The sequence below is a fragment of the Candidatus Leptofilum sp. genome, from assembly GCF_965223285.1.
GTDB lineage: Bacteria > Chloroflexota > Anaerolineae > Promineifilales > Promineifilaceae > Leptofilum.
Window position 1 is genome coordinate 4,363,714 of sequence record NZ_OZ244997.1, and the last position, 16,554, is coordinate 4,380,267.

13 protein-coding genes are annotated in these 16,554 nt (G+C 52.6%); all 13 read right to left on the reverse strand.

The genetic code is table 11. The annotated features are described in order from the left end of the window. Position 1: 1 nt before the first annotated feature. The 13 genes from ACOQPU_RS19635 to ACOQPU_RS19695 all read right to left on the reverse strand — a co-directional run bounded on the left by ACOQPU_RS19635 (position 2) and on the right by ACOQPU_RS19695 (position 16,520). Positions 2 to 2,518: a GcvT family protein gene (locus ACOQPU_RS19635; protein WP_420641534.1), complete on the reverse strand. Its 2,517-nt coding sequence runs from the start codon at positions 2,516 to 2,518 to the stop codon at positions 2 to 4. After that, positions 2,515 to 3,162, reverse strand: coding sequence for a GntR family transcriptional regulator (locus tag ACOQPU_RS19640; protein ID WP_420641535.1), 648 nt, complete (start codon positions 3,160 to 3,162; stop codon positions 2,515 to 2,517). Before ACOQPU_RS19640 ends, ACOQPU_RS19635 begins: the two co-directional genes overlap by 4 nt. Positions 3,163 to 3,289: 127 nt before the next feature. Beyond that, positions 3,290 to 5,029, reverse strand: coding sequence for a universal stress protein (locus ACOQPU_RS19645; RefSeq protein ID WP_420641536.1), 1,740 nt, complete (start codon positions 5,027 to 5,029; stop codon positions 3,290 to 3,292). A gap of 83 nt (positions 5,030 to 5,112) precedes the next feature. After that, positions 5,113 to 6,498: a four-carbon acid sugar kinase family protein gene (locus ACOQPU_RS19650; RefSeq protein ID WP_420641537.1), complete on the reverse strand. Its 1,386-nt coding sequence runs from the start codon at positions 6,496 to 6,498 to the stop codon at positions 5,113 to 5,115. Positions 6,499 to 6,555: 57 nt separating this feature from the next. Next, entirely contained in the window at positions 6,556 to 7,713 is a 1,158-nt protein-coding gene (locus tag ACOQPU_RS19655; RefSeq protein WP_420641538.1) for an ester cyclase, read from the reverse strand. 45 nt (positions 7,714 to 7,758) lie between these two features. Further along, positions 7,759 to 8,955, reverse strand: coding sequence for an alpha/beta hydrolase family protein (locus tag ACOQPU_RS19660; RefSeq protein ID WP_420641539.1), 1,197 nt, complete (start codon positions 8,953 to 8,955; stop codon positions 7,759 to 7,761). After that, complete coding sequence (locus ACOQPU_RS19665; protein WP_420641540.1) at positions 8,952 to 9,878, reverse strand: carbon-nitrogen hydrolase family protein; 927 nt, start codon at positions 9,876 to 9,878, stop codon at positions 8,952 to 8,954. The genes ACOQPU_RS19660 and ACOQPU_RS19665 overlap by 4 nt, the downstream gene beginning before the upstream one ends. A gap of 2 nt (positions 9,879 to 9,880) precedes the next feature. Continuing rightward, positions 9,881 to 11,155 carry a histidinol dehydrogenase gene (hisD, locus tag ACOQPU_RS19670; RefSeq protein WP_420641541.1) on the reverse strand — a complete coding sequence of 425 codons (1,275 nt, stop codon included), beginning with the start codon at positions 11,153 to 11,155 and terminating at the stop codon, positions 9,881 to 9,883. A gap of 30 nt (positions 11,156 to 11,185) precedes the next feature. After that, on the reverse strand, positions 11,186 to 12,355 hold the full coding sequence (locus tag ACOQPU_RS19675; protein ID WP_420641542.1) for a serine hydrolase domain-containing protein: 1,170 nt from the start codon (positions 12,353 to 12,355) through the stop codon (positions 11,186 to 11,188). Between the two features lie 11 nt (positions 12,356 to 12,366). After that, complete coding sequence (locus ACOQPU_RS19680) at positions 12,367 to 13,338, reverse strand: ester cyclase (protein WP_420641543.1); 972 nt, start codon at positions 13,336 to 13,338, stop codon at positions 12,367 to 12,369. Positions 13,339 to 13,346: 8 nt separating this feature from the next. Further along, positions 13,347 to 14,468: an ester cyclase gene (locus tag ACOQPU_RS19685; RefSeq protein WP_420641544.1), complete on the reverse strand. Its 1,122-nt coding sequence runs from the start codon at positions 14,466 to 14,468 to the stop codon at positions 13,347 to 13,349. Positions 14,469 to 14,488: 20 nt separating this feature from the next. After that, positions 14,489 to 15,463: an ester cyclase gene (locus tag ACOQPU_RS19690; protein WP_420641545.1), complete on the reverse strand. Its 975-nt coding sequence runs from the start codon at positions 15,461 to 15,463 to the stop codon at positions 14,489 to 14,491. Between the two features lie 85 nt (positions 15,464 to 15,548). Then, the gene (locus tag ACOQPU_RS19695; RefSeq protein WP_420641546.1) at positions 15,549 to 16,520 is read right to left on the reverse strand and encodes an ester cyclase; all 972 of its coding nucleotides are present in this window, start codon (positions 16,518 to 16,520) and stop codon (positions 15,549 to 15,551) included. Positions 16,521 to 16,554: the final 34 nt, after the last annotated feature.

Sequence of the window (16,554 nt, forward strand, 5' to 3'; positions counted from 1 at the left end):
ACTACTGCTTCATCCGCTCATCATCGGGATCAAACAGCGGTTTGCTGCCAACCCGTGCCACTGTTACTGGGTATTGCTCCGTCATATATTCCACAGCTAGTTTATTCCCTTCCTTCGCATATTCCGGCGGTAAATACGCCAGCAGCAGGAACTTGCCCAAACTAGGCCCGGCACCGGCGCTAGTCACGTAAGAAATACGGCCGTGACTATCCACAATCGCATTCCCGTCAGCCGTTACAATTGGCTCTCGGCCTTGCATAAACCGCTTCATACCAGATGCCGACGTGTGATCATCCACCGTTAGCGTACACAAGATGGCAGCAGGCTCTTCTTGTCGTGCCTTCAAATAAGCTTCCTTGCCAATAAAATCAGCCTTTTTCACCTTCGGGCGCGCCAACCCAGCCTCAACCGGATTGTATTCTGATTCCAGTTCGGCACTCATGAGCCGGTACCCTTTTTCCAACCGACCCGTGACGCCATAAACACCCATACCCGCAGGCACAATGCCATAGGGGCGGCTTGCTTCCCACAGCGTATCCCACAGCTTCAAGCCATGCTCCATTGATGTCGAGATTTCCCAGCCCAATTCGCCAACGTAAGAAATGCGTAGCGCCCATGCCGGAATACCGCCAATCATCAAGTTTTTGGCTGTGCTAAAAGGAAAACCTTTATGCGAAACATCATCATTCGTAACTGATTGCAATACATCACGAGCGCGTGGCCCCCACAAACCGATCGTACACAAAGCAGAAGTTTTGTCCTCAAAAACAACCGACCCATCATCGGGTAGATGCTGTAGGAACCATCTTTTATCGCGGGCACCGTCGGCACTGCCAGTCACAACGCGAAAACTATCTTCAGCCGTGCGCATAATGGTTAAATCTGATTTAAACCCACCGTTTGGAGCGAGCAAAGGCGTGTAAACAGCCCGCCCCACTCTCACATCCATCTGGTTAACCGCCATTTTCTGGACAAAATCTAATGCACCAGAACCGGATATATCAAATATGGCAAAGGCCGTTAAATCAACCATTGTCCCCCGGTCACGCATCGCCAGATGTTCGGCATTGATAATAGGTGACCACCAACGTGCATCCCATTCGTGAGGCCGCTGGTCAATTTTGTCGCCAAACTCATCCAGCAGGCCTTTGTTCGACTCGAACCATTGCGGCCGTTCCCATCCACCTTTTTCAAAGAAAACAGCACCCAACTCCTGTTCTCGGATGTAGAATGGACTCACGCGCACATTCCGGTTCGATTCCCACTGTTCACGGGGATGTACAATACCGTAAGTCTTGTTAAATCCTTCTGATGTACGTGCATTGACATGATGTTCAGAATGAGCATAATCATAAAATCGAGCAATATCCGACGCATGAATATCAACCTCGGACCAACCATCAGTCATAAGTTCAGCCGCTGCCTTTGCAAAACCTGGTGCCTCTTTAATCCAGATTGCGGCTGCCGACCACAATCCTTTCACAGTCGTTTTACCAATGCAGGGCATCCCATCTGGGGTCAGCGAAAGCAGCCCGTTAATAGCATGGCGAATACCTGCTGATTCATCGCCCAATAATTCGGGCATCAGTTCCAGTGAATGTTCCAATTGTGGATCAAAATCTTCTTCGGTAAACGGTAATTCGGTAGGGGATAAAGCCGACTCTTCAATGGAAGGAATGTCATTAGCACGCATCAAAATGGGCCGATGTGCATAGGAACCGACTTCTATGTCGTTACCGTTCTGCCGCTCATACATGAATGTATCCATATCACGCACAATAGGATATTCAATTTCGGTTGAGGTCGTGTTTTCAAAGAATGAAATTGGTCCTACGCTGATCATCTGGTGAACGGCCGGCGTTAGTGGAATTGTTGCACCAGCCATTGCCGCCAGCCGTGGGCTCCAACAACCGCTACAAATGATGACTGTTTCTGCAGTTATGTGGCCTCGAGAAGTTTGGACACCTATGATACGGCCGTTTTCCGTCTCAATGTCCAAAATTTCTGTATTGGGCATACTGGTCAATACACCCATTTCCTCCGCTTGTTCGCGCATCAACGTACCTGCACGCAGTGAATCCACCACGCCTACACCGGGTGTGTAAAAACCACCCAACAAAATCTCTTCATTGATGTAGGGAACCATTTCCTTGATTTGGGCTGGTGTAACAAGGTGTGATTCGACACCCCACGCTTTGGACGAAGCCATCCGCCGCCGGAACTCTTCCATTCGCGCTTCGGTGCGGGCTACTTCAATACCGCCACATTCGGTAAACACCCCCAATTCCTTATACTGTCGCATACTATCAAGCGTCAGCAAAGTCATTTCTTTGGAGTGGTCGACAATAAAAATGAAATTTGATGCGTGGCCAGTTGAACCACCGGGATTGGGAAATGGTCCCTTATCGAGCAAAACCATATTTGTCCATCCCTTTAACGCCAGATGGTAGGCCAAACTGTTGCCGACAATACCGGCACCAATAATCACAACTTTTGCTTTTTCAGGAAGTTCACTCATATTTTTCCTCCAATTACTATTTGCAATTCCTTATGAAACGTGTGGATATGTGTTTCCATTAATCGAGCAGCTTCATCTTCATCTTTTAATCTGAGCGCATCCAAGATCAATTGATGCTCCAAAACAGCATCTTGCATGTTGCCGATTTGGTTCAGGGAGAAATACCAAAGGCGTAAGCTTAAGGCGTAGAGGGTTCTTAGCGTGTCGCAGAGAAACTGATTGGCAGCCGCCTCATAAACAATCTGGTGACAGGCTTCGTCAATTGCGATTAACTTTTCATTATCGGCTTCCTCGTCATGAGGGGGTGCTGTGGCCAGCACATCGTCCATTTTTGACCAATGCTGGACTGTGCCGCGTTGTGCAGCAAGGCGGGCAACGAACGGCTCCAAAGCAAGTCGCGCCTCGAATAATTTTTGCAAATCGGTAATGCTAATTTCAGTCACAAACATACCGCGTCTGGGTACAATGAGAATTAGTTTTTCTTGAGCCAAACGCTGTAACGCTTCACGAATCGGGGTGCGGCTGAGGTTTAATTCCTCGCGTAGTTCTGCCTCGTTAATAACAGAACCAGGAGGCAGTCTCAGAGAGACGATTTGTTGTTTAATGGATAAGTAGGCTTGTTGGCTTAGGGAAAGTTGCGTCATATGCCACCATTTTTCTGATATATTACAGATATATCTCAAGTATATCTGAGCAAGATGATAAGTCAATGCAAAATAGAAGTTCAAATAATTGCAGATGGTTGCTTTCTTTCGGCGTCTGCAGAAGAGGTCAGCGACAAATGAGAATGGGACGATTGCGGCTGCGGAGAAGCTCATCGACCGTGCTGCCAACGATGACCTCCATAACAGGTGCTTGGCCATACCCCCCCATCAATACCAGGCCGCAATCATAGTCACGTGCAGTGGACAAGATAAGTGACGCGGGTTTGCCCGGTGCAACTACTATCTCTGCCTTAAGCTGCTCCCGTGCAAAATATTGGCGCAAATGAACGGCCGTTTCCTCCGTCACGCGTTTGCTCAAAGCAATAACAACGGTTAACGACACCTGCCACTGCTTTGCCAAATAAGTGGCAACAAACAAGGCCTCATCTGCCTTGGGGCTGCCATCATAAGCTAGCAAAATGTGATCGAGTTCTGCATGGGTGCGCGGCACAGCCAGCACGGGGCGCGGACAGCGGCGTAAAAGCTGCCCAAATTGGGAACTTAACCGTTCAACTGGCTGGTCACCTGGCGGATGGCTCAAACTCACTACAACCAGGTCAGCCCAGCGGGCGCGGTAGCAAATGGTTCCCGTTACCGGCCCCGTGGTAATGGTTAACTCACCAGGAATGCCAGCCTCCTGGCAGCGATGCTCGAATTCAGCTTTTACGACTTGGGCGGCTTCGCTTTTGGCTGCTTCTGGGGTGGCCACAACGTGCAGGCCGTAAATTTTTCCTTCTTCCCGCCACGCTACGCGAATGGCCTGGTGCAGTGCGTGCCAACCGGTGTCTTGCCCATCCACAGCGACTAAAATGTGGTTGAAGAGGCGATCTTCTCGCTGGGTAGACAACCAAGATTCACGCCACTCCCCCACCGTTGGGCCTGCCTCTAACGCAGCAGGCAAAAGCGCATCGCGCACCTTTTGACTGAGACGTTGGGCTACCAGTTTGGGGTCTCTTGTTTGGGTTGTGGCCAGGTCAGAAACGGCCGTTTCCATATCCACCGACCAGCCCAATTTTTCTGCCAATTCATGCCGATGTTTGTCAATCCAGACGTACAGATCCGTTTCGGTGCGGTCGGGGAAGTCGCGCATCATGCCTCGCTCCCGAATCATTTGGATCACTGGCCAATAAATATACTTGTACCAGCGAACGGCCGCTTCAGCATATGAAATGTCTTCGTTTTTGTGTTCTTTGACCCAATGTTGATGCACCCCAATTTGCTGCTCCAATACGCGGTAATTACCCGCTACGCTCATGCTCAAATCGAGGTCTGGGAAGGTGTCGTCGAGGCGGGTGCGCTCCAGAAAATTAGCATATCGCTCTTTAATGATGAGATCGTCTGGCTGAAGGTCTGACTCTAAGGGAACGGCCGTTTTCACCAAGGTGACATACGCTTCGATGTGTGTGGCCCCCAGCTCTCGCGCCACCGACACGCGATGGTTGCCGTCACGAACAAAGTAAACGTCACCAATTTGATACACTTCGATGGGGGGCAAGCCTTCCATGCTGCCTGCCAGCGTATGAACCCGTGCCCAACGGTACTGATCTTCAGCCACAAGCGGCAAAAAGTGGCGGGTAAAATCTTTATAGCGGCCCACGCTGCCCACAATGGCATCCAGCGGAATCTCCTTCAATTCCCGTCGGTTCGTTTCCACAGCCTGAACTTTTTCGCGCACTTCTTCATATGAAAGTAAATCGGCTGATTTGCCCGTGAGTGCCGCCTTGATTTGCTCTAATTTTGCGTTGAGGCGCGCATTCTGAAATTCCTCAACGGCCGTTAGCCTTACCTGACCTTTTTCGTGACTCATACCTGATACCCTCGTTTGCATGCGTTCATGTGACAGTCACTTCCAAAGTGACTGTCACATCTAGGCAAAAGATTCTTGTGTGATCATGTGTCTAATTGTAGCTGATTTATAAGGTTTGAGAGCGCATCATCTGCGCCCACGTTGCCGGGGAAGACGATATAAGCCAGGTCAGGATAACGACTTTCAGTGCCTAGTCGCCACAGCGGCACGCCTGGCAAAATTTGCCCGGCCACCATTGCCCGACGCACGTTTAGCCCTTTGGTGGCGATGTCGCTGGAGGTAATGCCCCCTTTGGCAATGATGTACCTGGGGCGAACGGACAGATTTTTCATTATCTGAACCAGACTGCTGGAAATGCGCCCACCAATATCTAATCCGGCACGGCCGTCGTGCGTGTGGATAAGTTGGCGACTGGTGTAAATGACAACATCCACATCGCTGGTTAATGCGTTGTTGGCCAGGGAAAGTATGCGGGCAATCTCTGTAGAGCGAGCAGCCTTATCCAGCAAAGTGTCTACTTGCACCTCGATGGCGTAAACGGCCGTTTCTGCCAGTACCGCTTCAATTTGGCGGCTGGTTTTGGGCACATAAGAGCCGATAATCGTCAAGCCACCACCGTTTTCGGGCAATTGTAAATCTCCAACAGTTAGCAGTGGCGCTGGTGCCAAACCCGCGCGAACCGGCACAAAGGAAGCAGCCGTGCGGTACAGAAAACGCTTGCCAGCCGCTTCAGCCTGCAGCAAGCCCAGCGTAAAGACTTCCAAGTCACGGTAAGAAACCGCGTTGACAATGACCACCTGCCCCTCACTGATTTGCTGCAGTTGGCGGTAAATTTGCGCTGCGCCGCCCTGACGAATGTCGGTTAGGGAAATTGAGTGGACTTGGTGGGATTGGATACGGCCGTTACTCTTTTCCGCCACCCATTCACACAAATTGGACGATTGATAGCCAAACGTGCCATCTTGGGCAAACGGTGTCTCTCCGGCTGGAATCAGCGTATCCCCTTCTTGCACATAGTGGATGTTGTTGACGGTGAAACGGCCGCCTTCCAGAAAAAAAGGAATGAGCAGCCAGCCGTCAAACGGCCGTTCCAGCACAGCTTCCAAAGCATCCAGTTCAGCGGGGAAGTGGCCGCGCAAGGTTGAATCGCTGCGGCTGACAAGGGCAAAATCGCGCCCGGTTTGGCGACTGGCGGCCAGCAAATTTTGCCCAATTTGCCGATTGAGCTGAACCGCCCCCGCTTCTGGCAGGCTGCGGGAATTGGTAAGAATATAGAAGGCGGGGAAATCGCTATTTAGCTCCGCGCAAAGCGACTCGACTGACCATTCGGTCAGCACCGGAATGTTGGACACGGTCTGTGTACCAGTAGGATCATCATCCAGCACGACCACTTTACGGCCGTCCGCCTTTACCAGCCCCCGAATCTCCCCCAGCAAACTGTCCGGCCACTCCGGAGGCAGCTTCGCCAATACCGCTTTCCTCACCTTGTCACCCCTTCACCCGTTCACCCTGTCATCTTGTCACCACTAATCATGAAAAACCTGCTGCATCACCGCAAACTCATTAAACATGAACCATTCCTGAACGATACGGCCGTCCTTAATTTCATGCTGCGTAATGCCCCACATCTGCACCGGGCGGCCACTGGGTGCGCCGTAGATGCCCCAGCCGTCATGCTTGCCCACGATACTCCAGCGCATGGCGGTACGGTAGCCTTCGTCGTCGTTGCCCATCCAGTACAAATCGTCAATTTGGAAGGCGAGATCGGGGAAGGTAGCCAGCAGTGAAAGCAAAAATGCCTGGAATTGGGCACGGCCGTACAGGCGACGGCCGTTGGAACTCAGCACCCGCACATTGGCCGCATGGGAGTCATGCAGCGACTGCAACATGCGCCGATTTAGCGCATTGTGGTAGGCTGCGCCCAAAAAATCAGCGACATCTAATGATGCACCTGGTTCATAAACACGATATTCTGGCTTTCCCTGACCAGGCAAACGCTCTGGTTCAAAGGTAGTGGGCGGCAGTTCGTTGCTCAGGCGCAAGTTGCCAAATTTCCGCGCTGTTTCGCGCAGGTCAAAGCCCAACTGCCGAATCATATCGGCATTGTCGTACAGCACCCACTCCTCAAAAATCTCATTGTCCAAAGCGACGCAGTTGGCAATAACCCATAGCTCAACGGAGCGACCCGTGGGCAGGCCAAAGCGGCTCATGCCCGTATTGGTGCCTTTAATGATGGTGCGATGGGAGGTGTGAAAGCCGACTTCATCATCCCCCGCCCACACAATCTCATCGGCAAAGAGGCGAATGTTGGGGAAGGCGTTGACGGTATGCACGGTGTCGGCGACGATTTTGTCACGGCCGTATTGCAGCCCAAAGCCATCCACCACCCGCGAGTTGTGGGCGTAGGTGTCGTAGATGTAGCCAATATCCTTCTCTTCCCAAATGCGGTGGGTGATGCGGACAATGTAATCAATGATGTCCACGTAAGTTTCTTCAAAGCCCTGCATGGACTGCACCCGCTCGCTGCCCGGATTGACCAACAGCCGATCTGTGCCACCCTTTGCCCCCAGCGAAATAGAATAATCTGTGGGCATCACGCGCGGTTCGCCATTCGGCCGTAAGAGATGCGCCTGCTTGCTGTTGGTTGTCGTTTTTGTGCTTGAAGCCTCATCTTTCTTCGCCATTTCGTTTCACTCCTTTTACGTCATTAATGATTCATTGCGCTTTTTTCAATTGCTTTGAAACCGGGCGATGGTTCGGGAAACGGCCGTTGCCCGGCCTGATACTGCCCCAGCAGGTGACCAGCCAGGAACCACTCTTAGATCATGCGAATTTCCCCGGTAGAGATACGCATTACCGCTGCCGCCCACTGCCCGCAGCAACCGAATGATTGACGCATTCCAAGCGGGAACAGAAAAATGATCTCTGTCCGAGTAATGCAAATCCAGCGGCACATCAACGTACTGTAGATGTTTGGCGGCATCCAGCGAAGCCATCACCTCCACTAGCGAGTTTGTATCCGAGTCAGCATCTGCTTGATCGCGTACATACCGTTTCACTGTATCGTATAGTTGTCTCTTTTTCTGAGCCAACCCTGCCTCAATCGTCCCCCAATAATCATCTGTCTGCCAGGTGGGGGGCATAAAAGGGAAGTACGCTGGATCGGTTAAAGCCTCGCGGCTGGCTTCTTGCGCTCCATAAAAAGCACCCTGCTCAATGCGCCCCTCAATACTGCCACACCAGATGGAAGCTGCCTTAAACTGGTTGTTCAGCGTGCCGCTGCTGGCAACAGCCAACGCAGCCAGAGCCGCATCGCCACCCTTGGAATGCCCGGTAATGTAAATCCGGCTGCTGTCTATTTTGACATTGTTTGCACCCCACGCACGCCAATTTACTTGGTTCAAAGAACCAACGCCTTCTAGAAGATTGAGAATATCAATGGCGTTAAACAAAGGAATGAGGTAGCTACCGTTATCGTAAGCCTGCATATAGGCTAAGCCGTCAGCCGGGCAGCCATTTACCGTACCGTGACCTCGAAATCCGGGCGTTAGGACGGCAAACCCTGCCTTTACATAACTATCCAGAATATCACCGTAATAAGCGTTTTGTTGGTAGGCAAAAGCATAGCTTGGTGCATCCGAGGCACTTACCCAGCCGTGGGCAAAGATAATCACTGGGTAGCCATTGGCAGGCATGTCAACTGGGGGAAGATCGAGCCGGGAATAAACGCGCAGCCCATCGGAGCGATAAGAGAGCAAGTAGCTATGGTAATAAGGCGCACCATAAAATTGAGCATACTCAGAAGATCCCGCAGGATCACCCAACTGGGTTTCAATTGTTAAGGTTGCCCGGAATTTTCTGCTACGCAGGCCGTCGATTGAAAGCTGGCGCAAAGAATCAATGGCTGGCTCTATTTGCTTGCTCAAGGCACGTCCCTCTCATCCAAAAGGTCGCTGCCCGCTTTATCCCATGGCAAATTCGATTTACCCAAGCTAGCCAGCAAAGGACTCTCTTCTTGAGGCCGGGAGTAGATGGGGAAATTAAACGGCCGTTCCTGAAACGAGTGCCAAACGGGCGCCAGCCCCAGCGTCCCCAACTCTCTGGTGCGGCTGACGTGATCCAAATCCAAAAGATGGGTCAAGATTGATTCATGTTCGCCTGCCATTTGTAATACCGTGCCGTCGGGATCAATAATTTGGGAACGGCCGCCGCCAAATTTTCCAACAATATTCACATCCACAAAAAAGCATTGATTGAAGATAGCGTTGGCCCGGGCAACGGCCGTTTCCACCTCCCGATCAGAGGTTGAGGTCATGCTGGGATGCAAAATCAGTTCCGCTCCCAGCCAAGCCAGCGAGCGAGACACTTCAGGAAACCACATATCGTAGCAGATGCACAGCCCCAGCCGCCCCACACCCGGCATATCCCAAACGCAAAAGCCTTTGTCGCCAGCGGCCGTGCTTTCCTGCGGCTCCCAAGGGTATAGTTTGCGATAATGCGCCACAATTTCACCACTGGGAGCAAAAACCAGGCTGCTGTTGTAAATCGCCTCACCATCCCGCTCAAAAAAGGAGCCGGGAACCAGCCAGCGATTCACGCGCCGTGCCAGGGCACTAAATCGCTCCGTCAGCGGCCCCGGCACCGGTTCTGCCAACTGGTTTGGGGAATCGCCGCCCTCTACAAACTGGTTCAAGCCCGTCACAAACAGCTCCGGGAAGCAGATCAAATCCACCCACTCGATGGACGCAGCAATGCTCTGCGTCACTTCCTCCAGCTTTGCCAGTGAGCCTTGCGGATCGCCATTCACAGGCGTGACTTGCGCGGCGGCAATACCCAGCAGTCGCGTCATGGTTAATCTACCATGTCGCGCAGGCGAATGGCGGCTGCGTGACGGTGGGCATCCATGCCTTCGTAGGTGGATTGGGTCACGGTATATTTTGCCAGCTCAATGGAGGCGTCATCGTCAACCTCCATGTGGGTGATTACTTTGAGGAACATGCCCACCCACAGGCCGCCCGTGTAGCGTGCCGCTGCCCCGGTGGGCAAGATGTGGTTGGGCCCGGCAATCTTGTCGGCGTAAACTTCTGGCGTTTTTTCGCCAATGAAGAGGGAGCCGTAGTTGGTGAGCAGCGGCAGCACCTCTCGCGGATTGCTGCTGTGGATTTCCAGATGCTCCGGGGCGTACTCATTGGCATAATCGGCAGCCTCGGCCATTGTTTCTACCACAACCACGCTGCCTTTGTTTACCCACGATTCCCGCGCCACGGCTTCGGTGGTGCGCTCTTTGAGCTGGCGTTCAATCTCCACGAGGGTCTCTTGTGCTACGGTTTCTGAGGTTGTGACCAGACAGCCACGGGCGTGGGGATCATGTTCACATTGGGCAATGAGATCGGCGGCGATATATTCCGCATTGCCCGTCTCGTCCGCCAGCACCAAGCACTCGCTGGGGCCAGCCAAAAAGTCTATGCCCACCGTGCCAAAGATTTGGCGTTTGGCTTCGGCCACGTACTGGTTGCCCGGCCCCACCACGATGTCTACGGGAGCAATCGTCTTGGTGCCGTAAGCCATCGCGCCAATCGCCTGGATGCCGCCGAGGCAATATATTTCATCCACGCCCATTTTCCACATGGTGTAGAGGATGCCCTGATTGATTTTGCCATCGGGGCCGGGAGGGCTGCAAGCCACAATGCGCTTGACCCCGGCGATTTTGGCGGGCATCATCGACATCACGGCCGAAGTTAAACAAGGGTAGCGGCCAGCAGGCACGTAACAGCCCGCCGACTCCACAGGGATGATCCGCTGACCCATCCGCATTCCGGGGGCGATCTCTTTTTCAAACTCGGTCATGCTGTCGCGCTGCGCCTGGGCAAACGCCCCCACCTGCTGAATGGCATAGTCTAATTCTTCGACCACGGGTTTGGGCAGCTCCTCGGCGGCGATGGCGGCTTCTTCTGGCGTTACCCGGAAGGTTTCGGGGGCAAAGTTGTCAAACTTCTGCGAATAAAAGCGCACGGCCGTATCCCCTTCTTCCTGCACGCGGCTAAGAATCTCTTGCACGCTGTTTTGTAGCTGACGCACGTCAGCTTTGGTCACGGGAACTTCTTGTTTTAAGGTTGTGTAATTCATTTTTTCTCCAATTTGGAAACTGGTTGGTACCTAACGATCATCAAGTGCCTGATAAACCATTGCTCTGAACTGCTTCGGTGCCTTATGATGGTCAGACGGCAGGAGTTGAGACATGAATATACCGATGAGTGCTTCTTCAGGATCAACCCAGAAACGAGAAAAATATGCACCGCCCCAATGAAAGCTACCTGCACTTCCCGGAATCTTTTCTGCCACCGGATCCATAATAATACCAAACCCTAAACCATAACCGCTTCCCGGAAATTGTATTGTTGAGGCAATTTGGATGGGAAGCAGATTTTGTGGTAGGTTGTTGGTCGTCATCAGTGCAATCGTTTTACGATTCAAGAGTCGAACGCCATCCAGTTGACCTCCGTTGAACATCATTTGAGCGAAGCGTAAATAATCTTGGGCTGTAGAGAAAAGGCCATGCCCACCCGGTTTCAAACCGGGTGGCAGCGTATGTTTGGCCGAGATCGGGTCTATCTCTTCCAATCTACCTGATTCGTTCATTGTATAGGCTGATGCTAGGCGAGCGATTTTTCCCTGAGGAACATGGTAAGCTGTGTCAGCCATGCCTAACGGTTGGAAAATCTCCTTTTCCAGGAAATCGCCAAATTCACACCCTGACAGCAGTTCAACCAGACGAGCCAAAACATCTTGTGAGTAACCATACTGCCATTGGCTGCCGGGTTGCACAAAAAGGGGTAGCGCCGCAAGTTTAATAGCCAAATCTTCCAGAGAAGCACTGTCATTGGGTTTGACAGCTTGATACAAAGCGGCAACGTTTTGATTGTCGCTTTCAGGATAACCCAGCCCTGACGTATGCGTCAACAGATGCCAAAAGGTGATTTCTTGGGTTTGTTTATGCCATTCCGGTTGGCCATCTTTTATTCCGGCAAAAACTGGCAAATCCTTAAACTCTGGAATATAGGCCGAAATCGGATCAGTTAATAGAAAATGACCTCTCTCAAATAGCATCATGGCCGCTACACTAGTAATGGGCTTGGCCATCGAGGCAACTCGGAAGATAGTGTCCGCCTGCATCGGCCGTTTCGTCGCCAAATCCATATAACCAAACTGTGCTGAATGGGCAATCTGACCATGATGTGCGATCAGGGTGACAATGCCGGCCAACTCGTGCCGGTCAATATACCCTTGCATAACGCGTTCCAGTCGCGCGAGTCGTTCTGCTATCATCTCATTTTGCCTTATGATGTTTGATATGCCGCAATTTGGGCATAAACGGCCGTCTCATCCACCACCATCCACTCATTGACAATCTTGCCGTCGCGCAACTCAAAGTGGGAGATGCCCAGAATGGCGATGGGTACGCCCGATTTTTCACCGTAACGGCCGTTGCCGCTGTGCGTGCCGCAGTAAGACCAGCGGATGGCGACGCGCACGGGGCGTTCTGGCTGCTGGCGGACGATGAGGTGATGCGGTTCATAACGGCCGTCTGGCATCGAAGCCAAAATGCTGGAGAAGATATTGCCGGTGCGAGGACGGCCGTAGCAAAGCTGACCGCCAGGCCCCTCAAAGCGGATCGCCCGGTCATATTGTTCATCCATGATTTTGAGCTGCTTGTCGCTCCACAAAGCCGTGTACGTGTCGTTGATGCGGTTGGCAATGGTTGTATCTCCGATAATGGGCACGCCTTCAGGGTCAGCCCAACGCTGGCGCATCGCCTCATTGCCGACAGTGTATGCTTCTGGATTTTTACTGCCCAATTCCCGCCCAAACGCAACAGGATCAAGTCCAATTTGCTGTACCAAACTGGCCTGATCACGCAGCAGCCACTCGGCCACCACCATGTTGTTTTGGCACAGGCAGTCGGCAATGGCCAGGGAGACGATGGGGCGATTGGTGGCCGGGCCATAAATGCCATCACCCAAATGTCTGCCGGGCGACCGCGCCCGATGGGAGGAGAGAAAGCCGTCGGCCTTGTCGCCAATGATCACATCCTCGGCCAAAATGTCCCGATTGGGAAAGAGGTGCATCGTTCCCAGCGTGTGGTTGAACACATCAATGAGGGTGTTTTCCTCGCCGTGGGGCGAATGCACCGGGCAGTCGGCTGCGTACCAATCGTGCAGCCGCCCCACGCCGCGCTCTTCCCAAATTTTGTAGGTAATGTCAATGATGTACTGTTCTGGTGTCTGGAATTCTGGTGAAAAGTTTTGCATGCCCATAATTAACCCCCGCTCCTCAACAGCCAATTTCTAATACTTAATTTGCCACTCTGCCGGAACTGATGCCGCATACGGCCGAACAGATCTACCCCCATTTGCATCAAAATATGGGGGATGTCCATGGGAACCCAATTTTCACAGATCGTTACCTCGTCACAGCGATAAAAGTCCATCACCCGCATTTCGATATGTCTACCCGTCGGCGGCATCCCCAAAAAGTCACTGCCGGTATGAGTGGCCTGCAAATAGCCCCAGCCGCCCGTTACTGCATAATTACCATCTGCAATTTGGATGAAATGGGCTTTGTCTCGGCTACCCCGGTCAGGGAATGCCTTCACAAAGGGATGGCCGTGATAATCGTCAAACCCTTTCACGCCGCGGGTTGTGCCAATGCCCGCCGCCCCGTACCACAGAAAGTCGGGATGGAAATGCCGGGCATCTTCTGCTTCAATCATATCCATCAATTCGTTTGTCAACTCCGCGCCTTCATGAATATCCAGACCGTGCCACATGCTGAAGATGCGCGCCAGGGTTCGTTGCGAAATCGCATTGTCTTGCGGTGTCAAGATCACGCCATCGTGCGTCATCGGCGACAGCCACTGGATTTCGCTCCCCAAGCTGGGAGCAATCGGCCAGTAGCCCACCTGCCGCATCAAGTCTAGAAAATCAACAAAGATATAACTCTCGGCAATCTTGCCTTCATGCAGCATGTGTCCTTCGGCATAGCGCACTGCCACAACGCCGCCCGTCGCCGGAATGCCCAGCCAATCATTTTGGAACGTGCCTACATAGTGACCCAGGCAACCAACCAAAAAAGCCCCGCGATAAAGCCCCCCGGCCAAAATATCGGTGCGGCGTTCAACATCAGGCAGGGCGTGGCGCAGTGGCTGCCAAAACTGCTTGCCTATGGTGTGGGCATCGCTCAATTCATTGAGGGGGTGGGAGATGTTGACGCTGGCATCGGCATGGTAGCTGGCGCGGATAGCGTCGTCCATTTCTGCTAGCGGCGTGTTGAGCATTTGCTGCATAATGGCCAGGATGCACTCTTTGTTGGCGATGTTTTGCGCCTGGTCTATCGGTTGATACTGCAAATACGCTTTTCCCGGCGTATCTTCTTGGGTCATCGTGCTTCCTCCAGATTTGATCAGTCAGCCATTTGATGAGCAGCGATTTGGGCGTAAACGGCCGTTTCATCCACCACCAGCCACTCATTCACAATCTGGCCATCGCGCAGTTCAAAATGGGAAATGCCCAGCAGGGCGATTGGCGCTCCGGCTGGCTCACCATACTGGCCAATGCCGCTGTGGGTGCCGCAGTAAGACCAGCGCAAGGCAATACGCATGGGGCATTCTGCCTGCTGGCGTACAATGACGTGGTGGGGTTGGAAACGGCCGTCTGGAATAGAAGCCAGCACCGTGTACAACCAGTTGCCCGTGCGGGTACGGCCGTAACAAACATGGCCGTTTGGCCCCTCAAAGCGCACGGCGCGATCATATTTCTCATCCATAATCGTGAGGTTTTTATCATTCCAAATGGCAGCGTAGGTGTCGATAATGCTGTTGGCGATGCCGTTGTCACCCACAATCGTTAATCCTGCCGAGTCAGACCAACGCTCGCGCATTGCGTCGTTGCCGACTGTGTAGGCTTTGGGATTTTTCTGCCCTAAATTTTTGCCAAAAACCACCGGATCATGCCCGAGTTGGCGGGCCATGCTGGCCCCATCGCTGACCAACCACTCTTCCACAACCCTGTTGTGACGGCAGAGGCAGTCAGCGATGGTCAGATTGCTGACGAAGCGACGGGTGGCTGGTCCAAAATAGCCATCGGCTAAATGGGTGGCTTGGGAGCGTACTCGATGGGATGAATAAAAACCGCTGGGCTTATCGCCAATGATGACGTCTTCGGCTAGGGCTTCTTCGTCTGGGAATTCCGACATCGCTTCCAGCGTGTGCAGGATAACTGCTTCCACCGTATTGGTAACGCCGTGTGGTCTCCGAACAGGGGTATCGGCGGCGTACCAATCATTAATAAGGTTTATGCCCCGCATTTCCCAAATCTTGTAAGTGATGTCAATGATGTACTGTTCTGGCGTTTTGAATTCTGGAGAGAAATTTTGCATGCCCATTAGCTAGGTTCCTTTTTTGGGTGAAGTGTTTGTAATTCGAGACTGGAGATTAGAGATTGGAGATTGCCAGGTTCTAATCTCAAATCTCTTGGTGTGCTGCAATTTGGGCGTAAACGGCCGTCTCATCCACCACCATCCATTCACTAGCAATCTGCCCATCGTGCAGTTCAAAATGGGAGATGCCCAACAGTGCCAGCGGACAGCCAGTTGGCGACCCGTAACGTCCCATGCCGCTGTGGGTGCCGCAGTAAGACCAACGCAGGGCCACGTTGATGGCTCGATTTGGTCGCTGGCGGACGATGAGGTGATGGGGTTCAAAACGGCCGTCGGGAATAGAAGCCAATATGCTGGCTAGCAAATTATTGGCCGACTCTCGCCCATAGCTAAGATGACCGTTTGGCCCTTCAAAACGCACTGCCCGCACGTAGTTATCAGCCAGGACGTTCAGGTGTTTTTCGTTCCATAGTGCATCATACGTGTCGATAATGCGGTTGGCGATGTCGCTGTCACCGACGATGGTTAGACCGTTGTTGTCTATCCAGCGTTGGCGCATCGCCTCGTTGCCAATGGCGTAGGCTTCGGGATTTTTCTGGCCTAGGGAACGGCCGTAAGCCACCGGATCAAGCCCTAGCTGGCGCACAAAGTTAGCATGGTCGCGCAGTTTCCACTCCTCCACAATGCGATTATCCCGGCAAAGGCAGTCGGCAATCCCCAATCCTTGGTAAGGCCGACCCGTGGCTGGCCCCAAAGTGCCATCCCCCGTGTGCAGACCCACAGAGCGGACGCGGTGTGAGGAATAGAAACCAGTTGGCTTGTCGCCAATAATTACGTCGTCAGCCATAGGGCGGCGGTTGGAAAAGACGTGCATACTTTCTAACGTCTCGTCAATCACATCTTGCACCGTGTCGTAAACGCGATGTGGCGACCGCACCGGGCAGATGGGCGCGTACCACTCTCGGATGCGCCCCACATCCCCTTCTTCCCAAATGATGTAGGTAATGTCGATAATGTATTGTTCGGGTGTCTTAAATTCTGGGGAAAAATTTTGCATGCCCATGTTGTAAATTCCTTTTTGGGAGACTGGA

Excerpts from the sequence above, each read along its gene's own strand:
- ACOQPU_RS19645 (WP_420641536.1), bottom strand. The coding sequence starts at position 5,029 with ATGAGTCACGAAAAAGGTCAGGTAAGGCTAACGGCCGTTGAGGAATTT.
- ACOQPU_RS19635 (WP_420641534.1), bottom strand. The coding sequence starts at position 2,518 with ATGAGTGAACTTCCTGAAAAAGCAAAAGTTGTGATTATTGGTGCCGGT.
- ACOQPU_RS19640 (WP_420641535.1), bottom strand. The coding sequence starts at position 3,162 with ATGACGCAACTTTCCCTAAGCCAACAAGCCTACTTATCCATTAAACAA.
- ACOQPU_RS19665 (WP_420641540.1), bottom strand. The coding sequence starts at position 9,878 with ATGACGCGACTGCTGGGTATTGCCGCCGCGCAAGTCACGCCTGTGAAT.
- ACOQPU_RS19695 (WP_420641546.1), bottom strand. The coding sequence starts at position 16,520 with ATGCAAAATTTTTCCCCAGAATTTAAGACACCCGAACAATACATTATC.
- ACOQPU_RS19655 (WP_420641538.1), bottom strand. The coding sequence starts at position 7,713 with ATGGCGAAGAAAGATGAGGCTTCAAGCACAAAAACGACAACCAACAGC.
- ACOQPU_RS19680 (WP_420641543.1), bottom strand. The coding sequence starts at position 13,338 with ATGCAAAACTTTTCACCAGAATTCCAGACACCAGAACAGTACATCATT.
- ACOQPU_RS19690 (WP_420641545.1), bottom strand. The coding sequence starts at position 15,463 with ATGCAAAATTTCTCTCCAGAATTCAAAACGCCAGAACAGTACATCATT.
- ACOQPU_RS19685 (WP_420641544.1), bottom strand. The coding sequence starts at position 14,468 with ATGACCCAAGAAGATACGCCGGGAAAAGCGTATTTGCAGTATCAACCG.
- ACOQPU_RS19675 (WP_420641542.1), bottom strand. The coding sequence starts at position 12,355 with ATGATAGCAGAACGACTCGCGCGACTGGAACGCGTTATGCAAGGGTAT.
- hisD (WP_420641541.1), bottom strand. The coding sequence starts at position 11,155 with ATGAATTACACAACCTTAAAACAAGAAGTTCCCGTGACCAAAGCTGAC.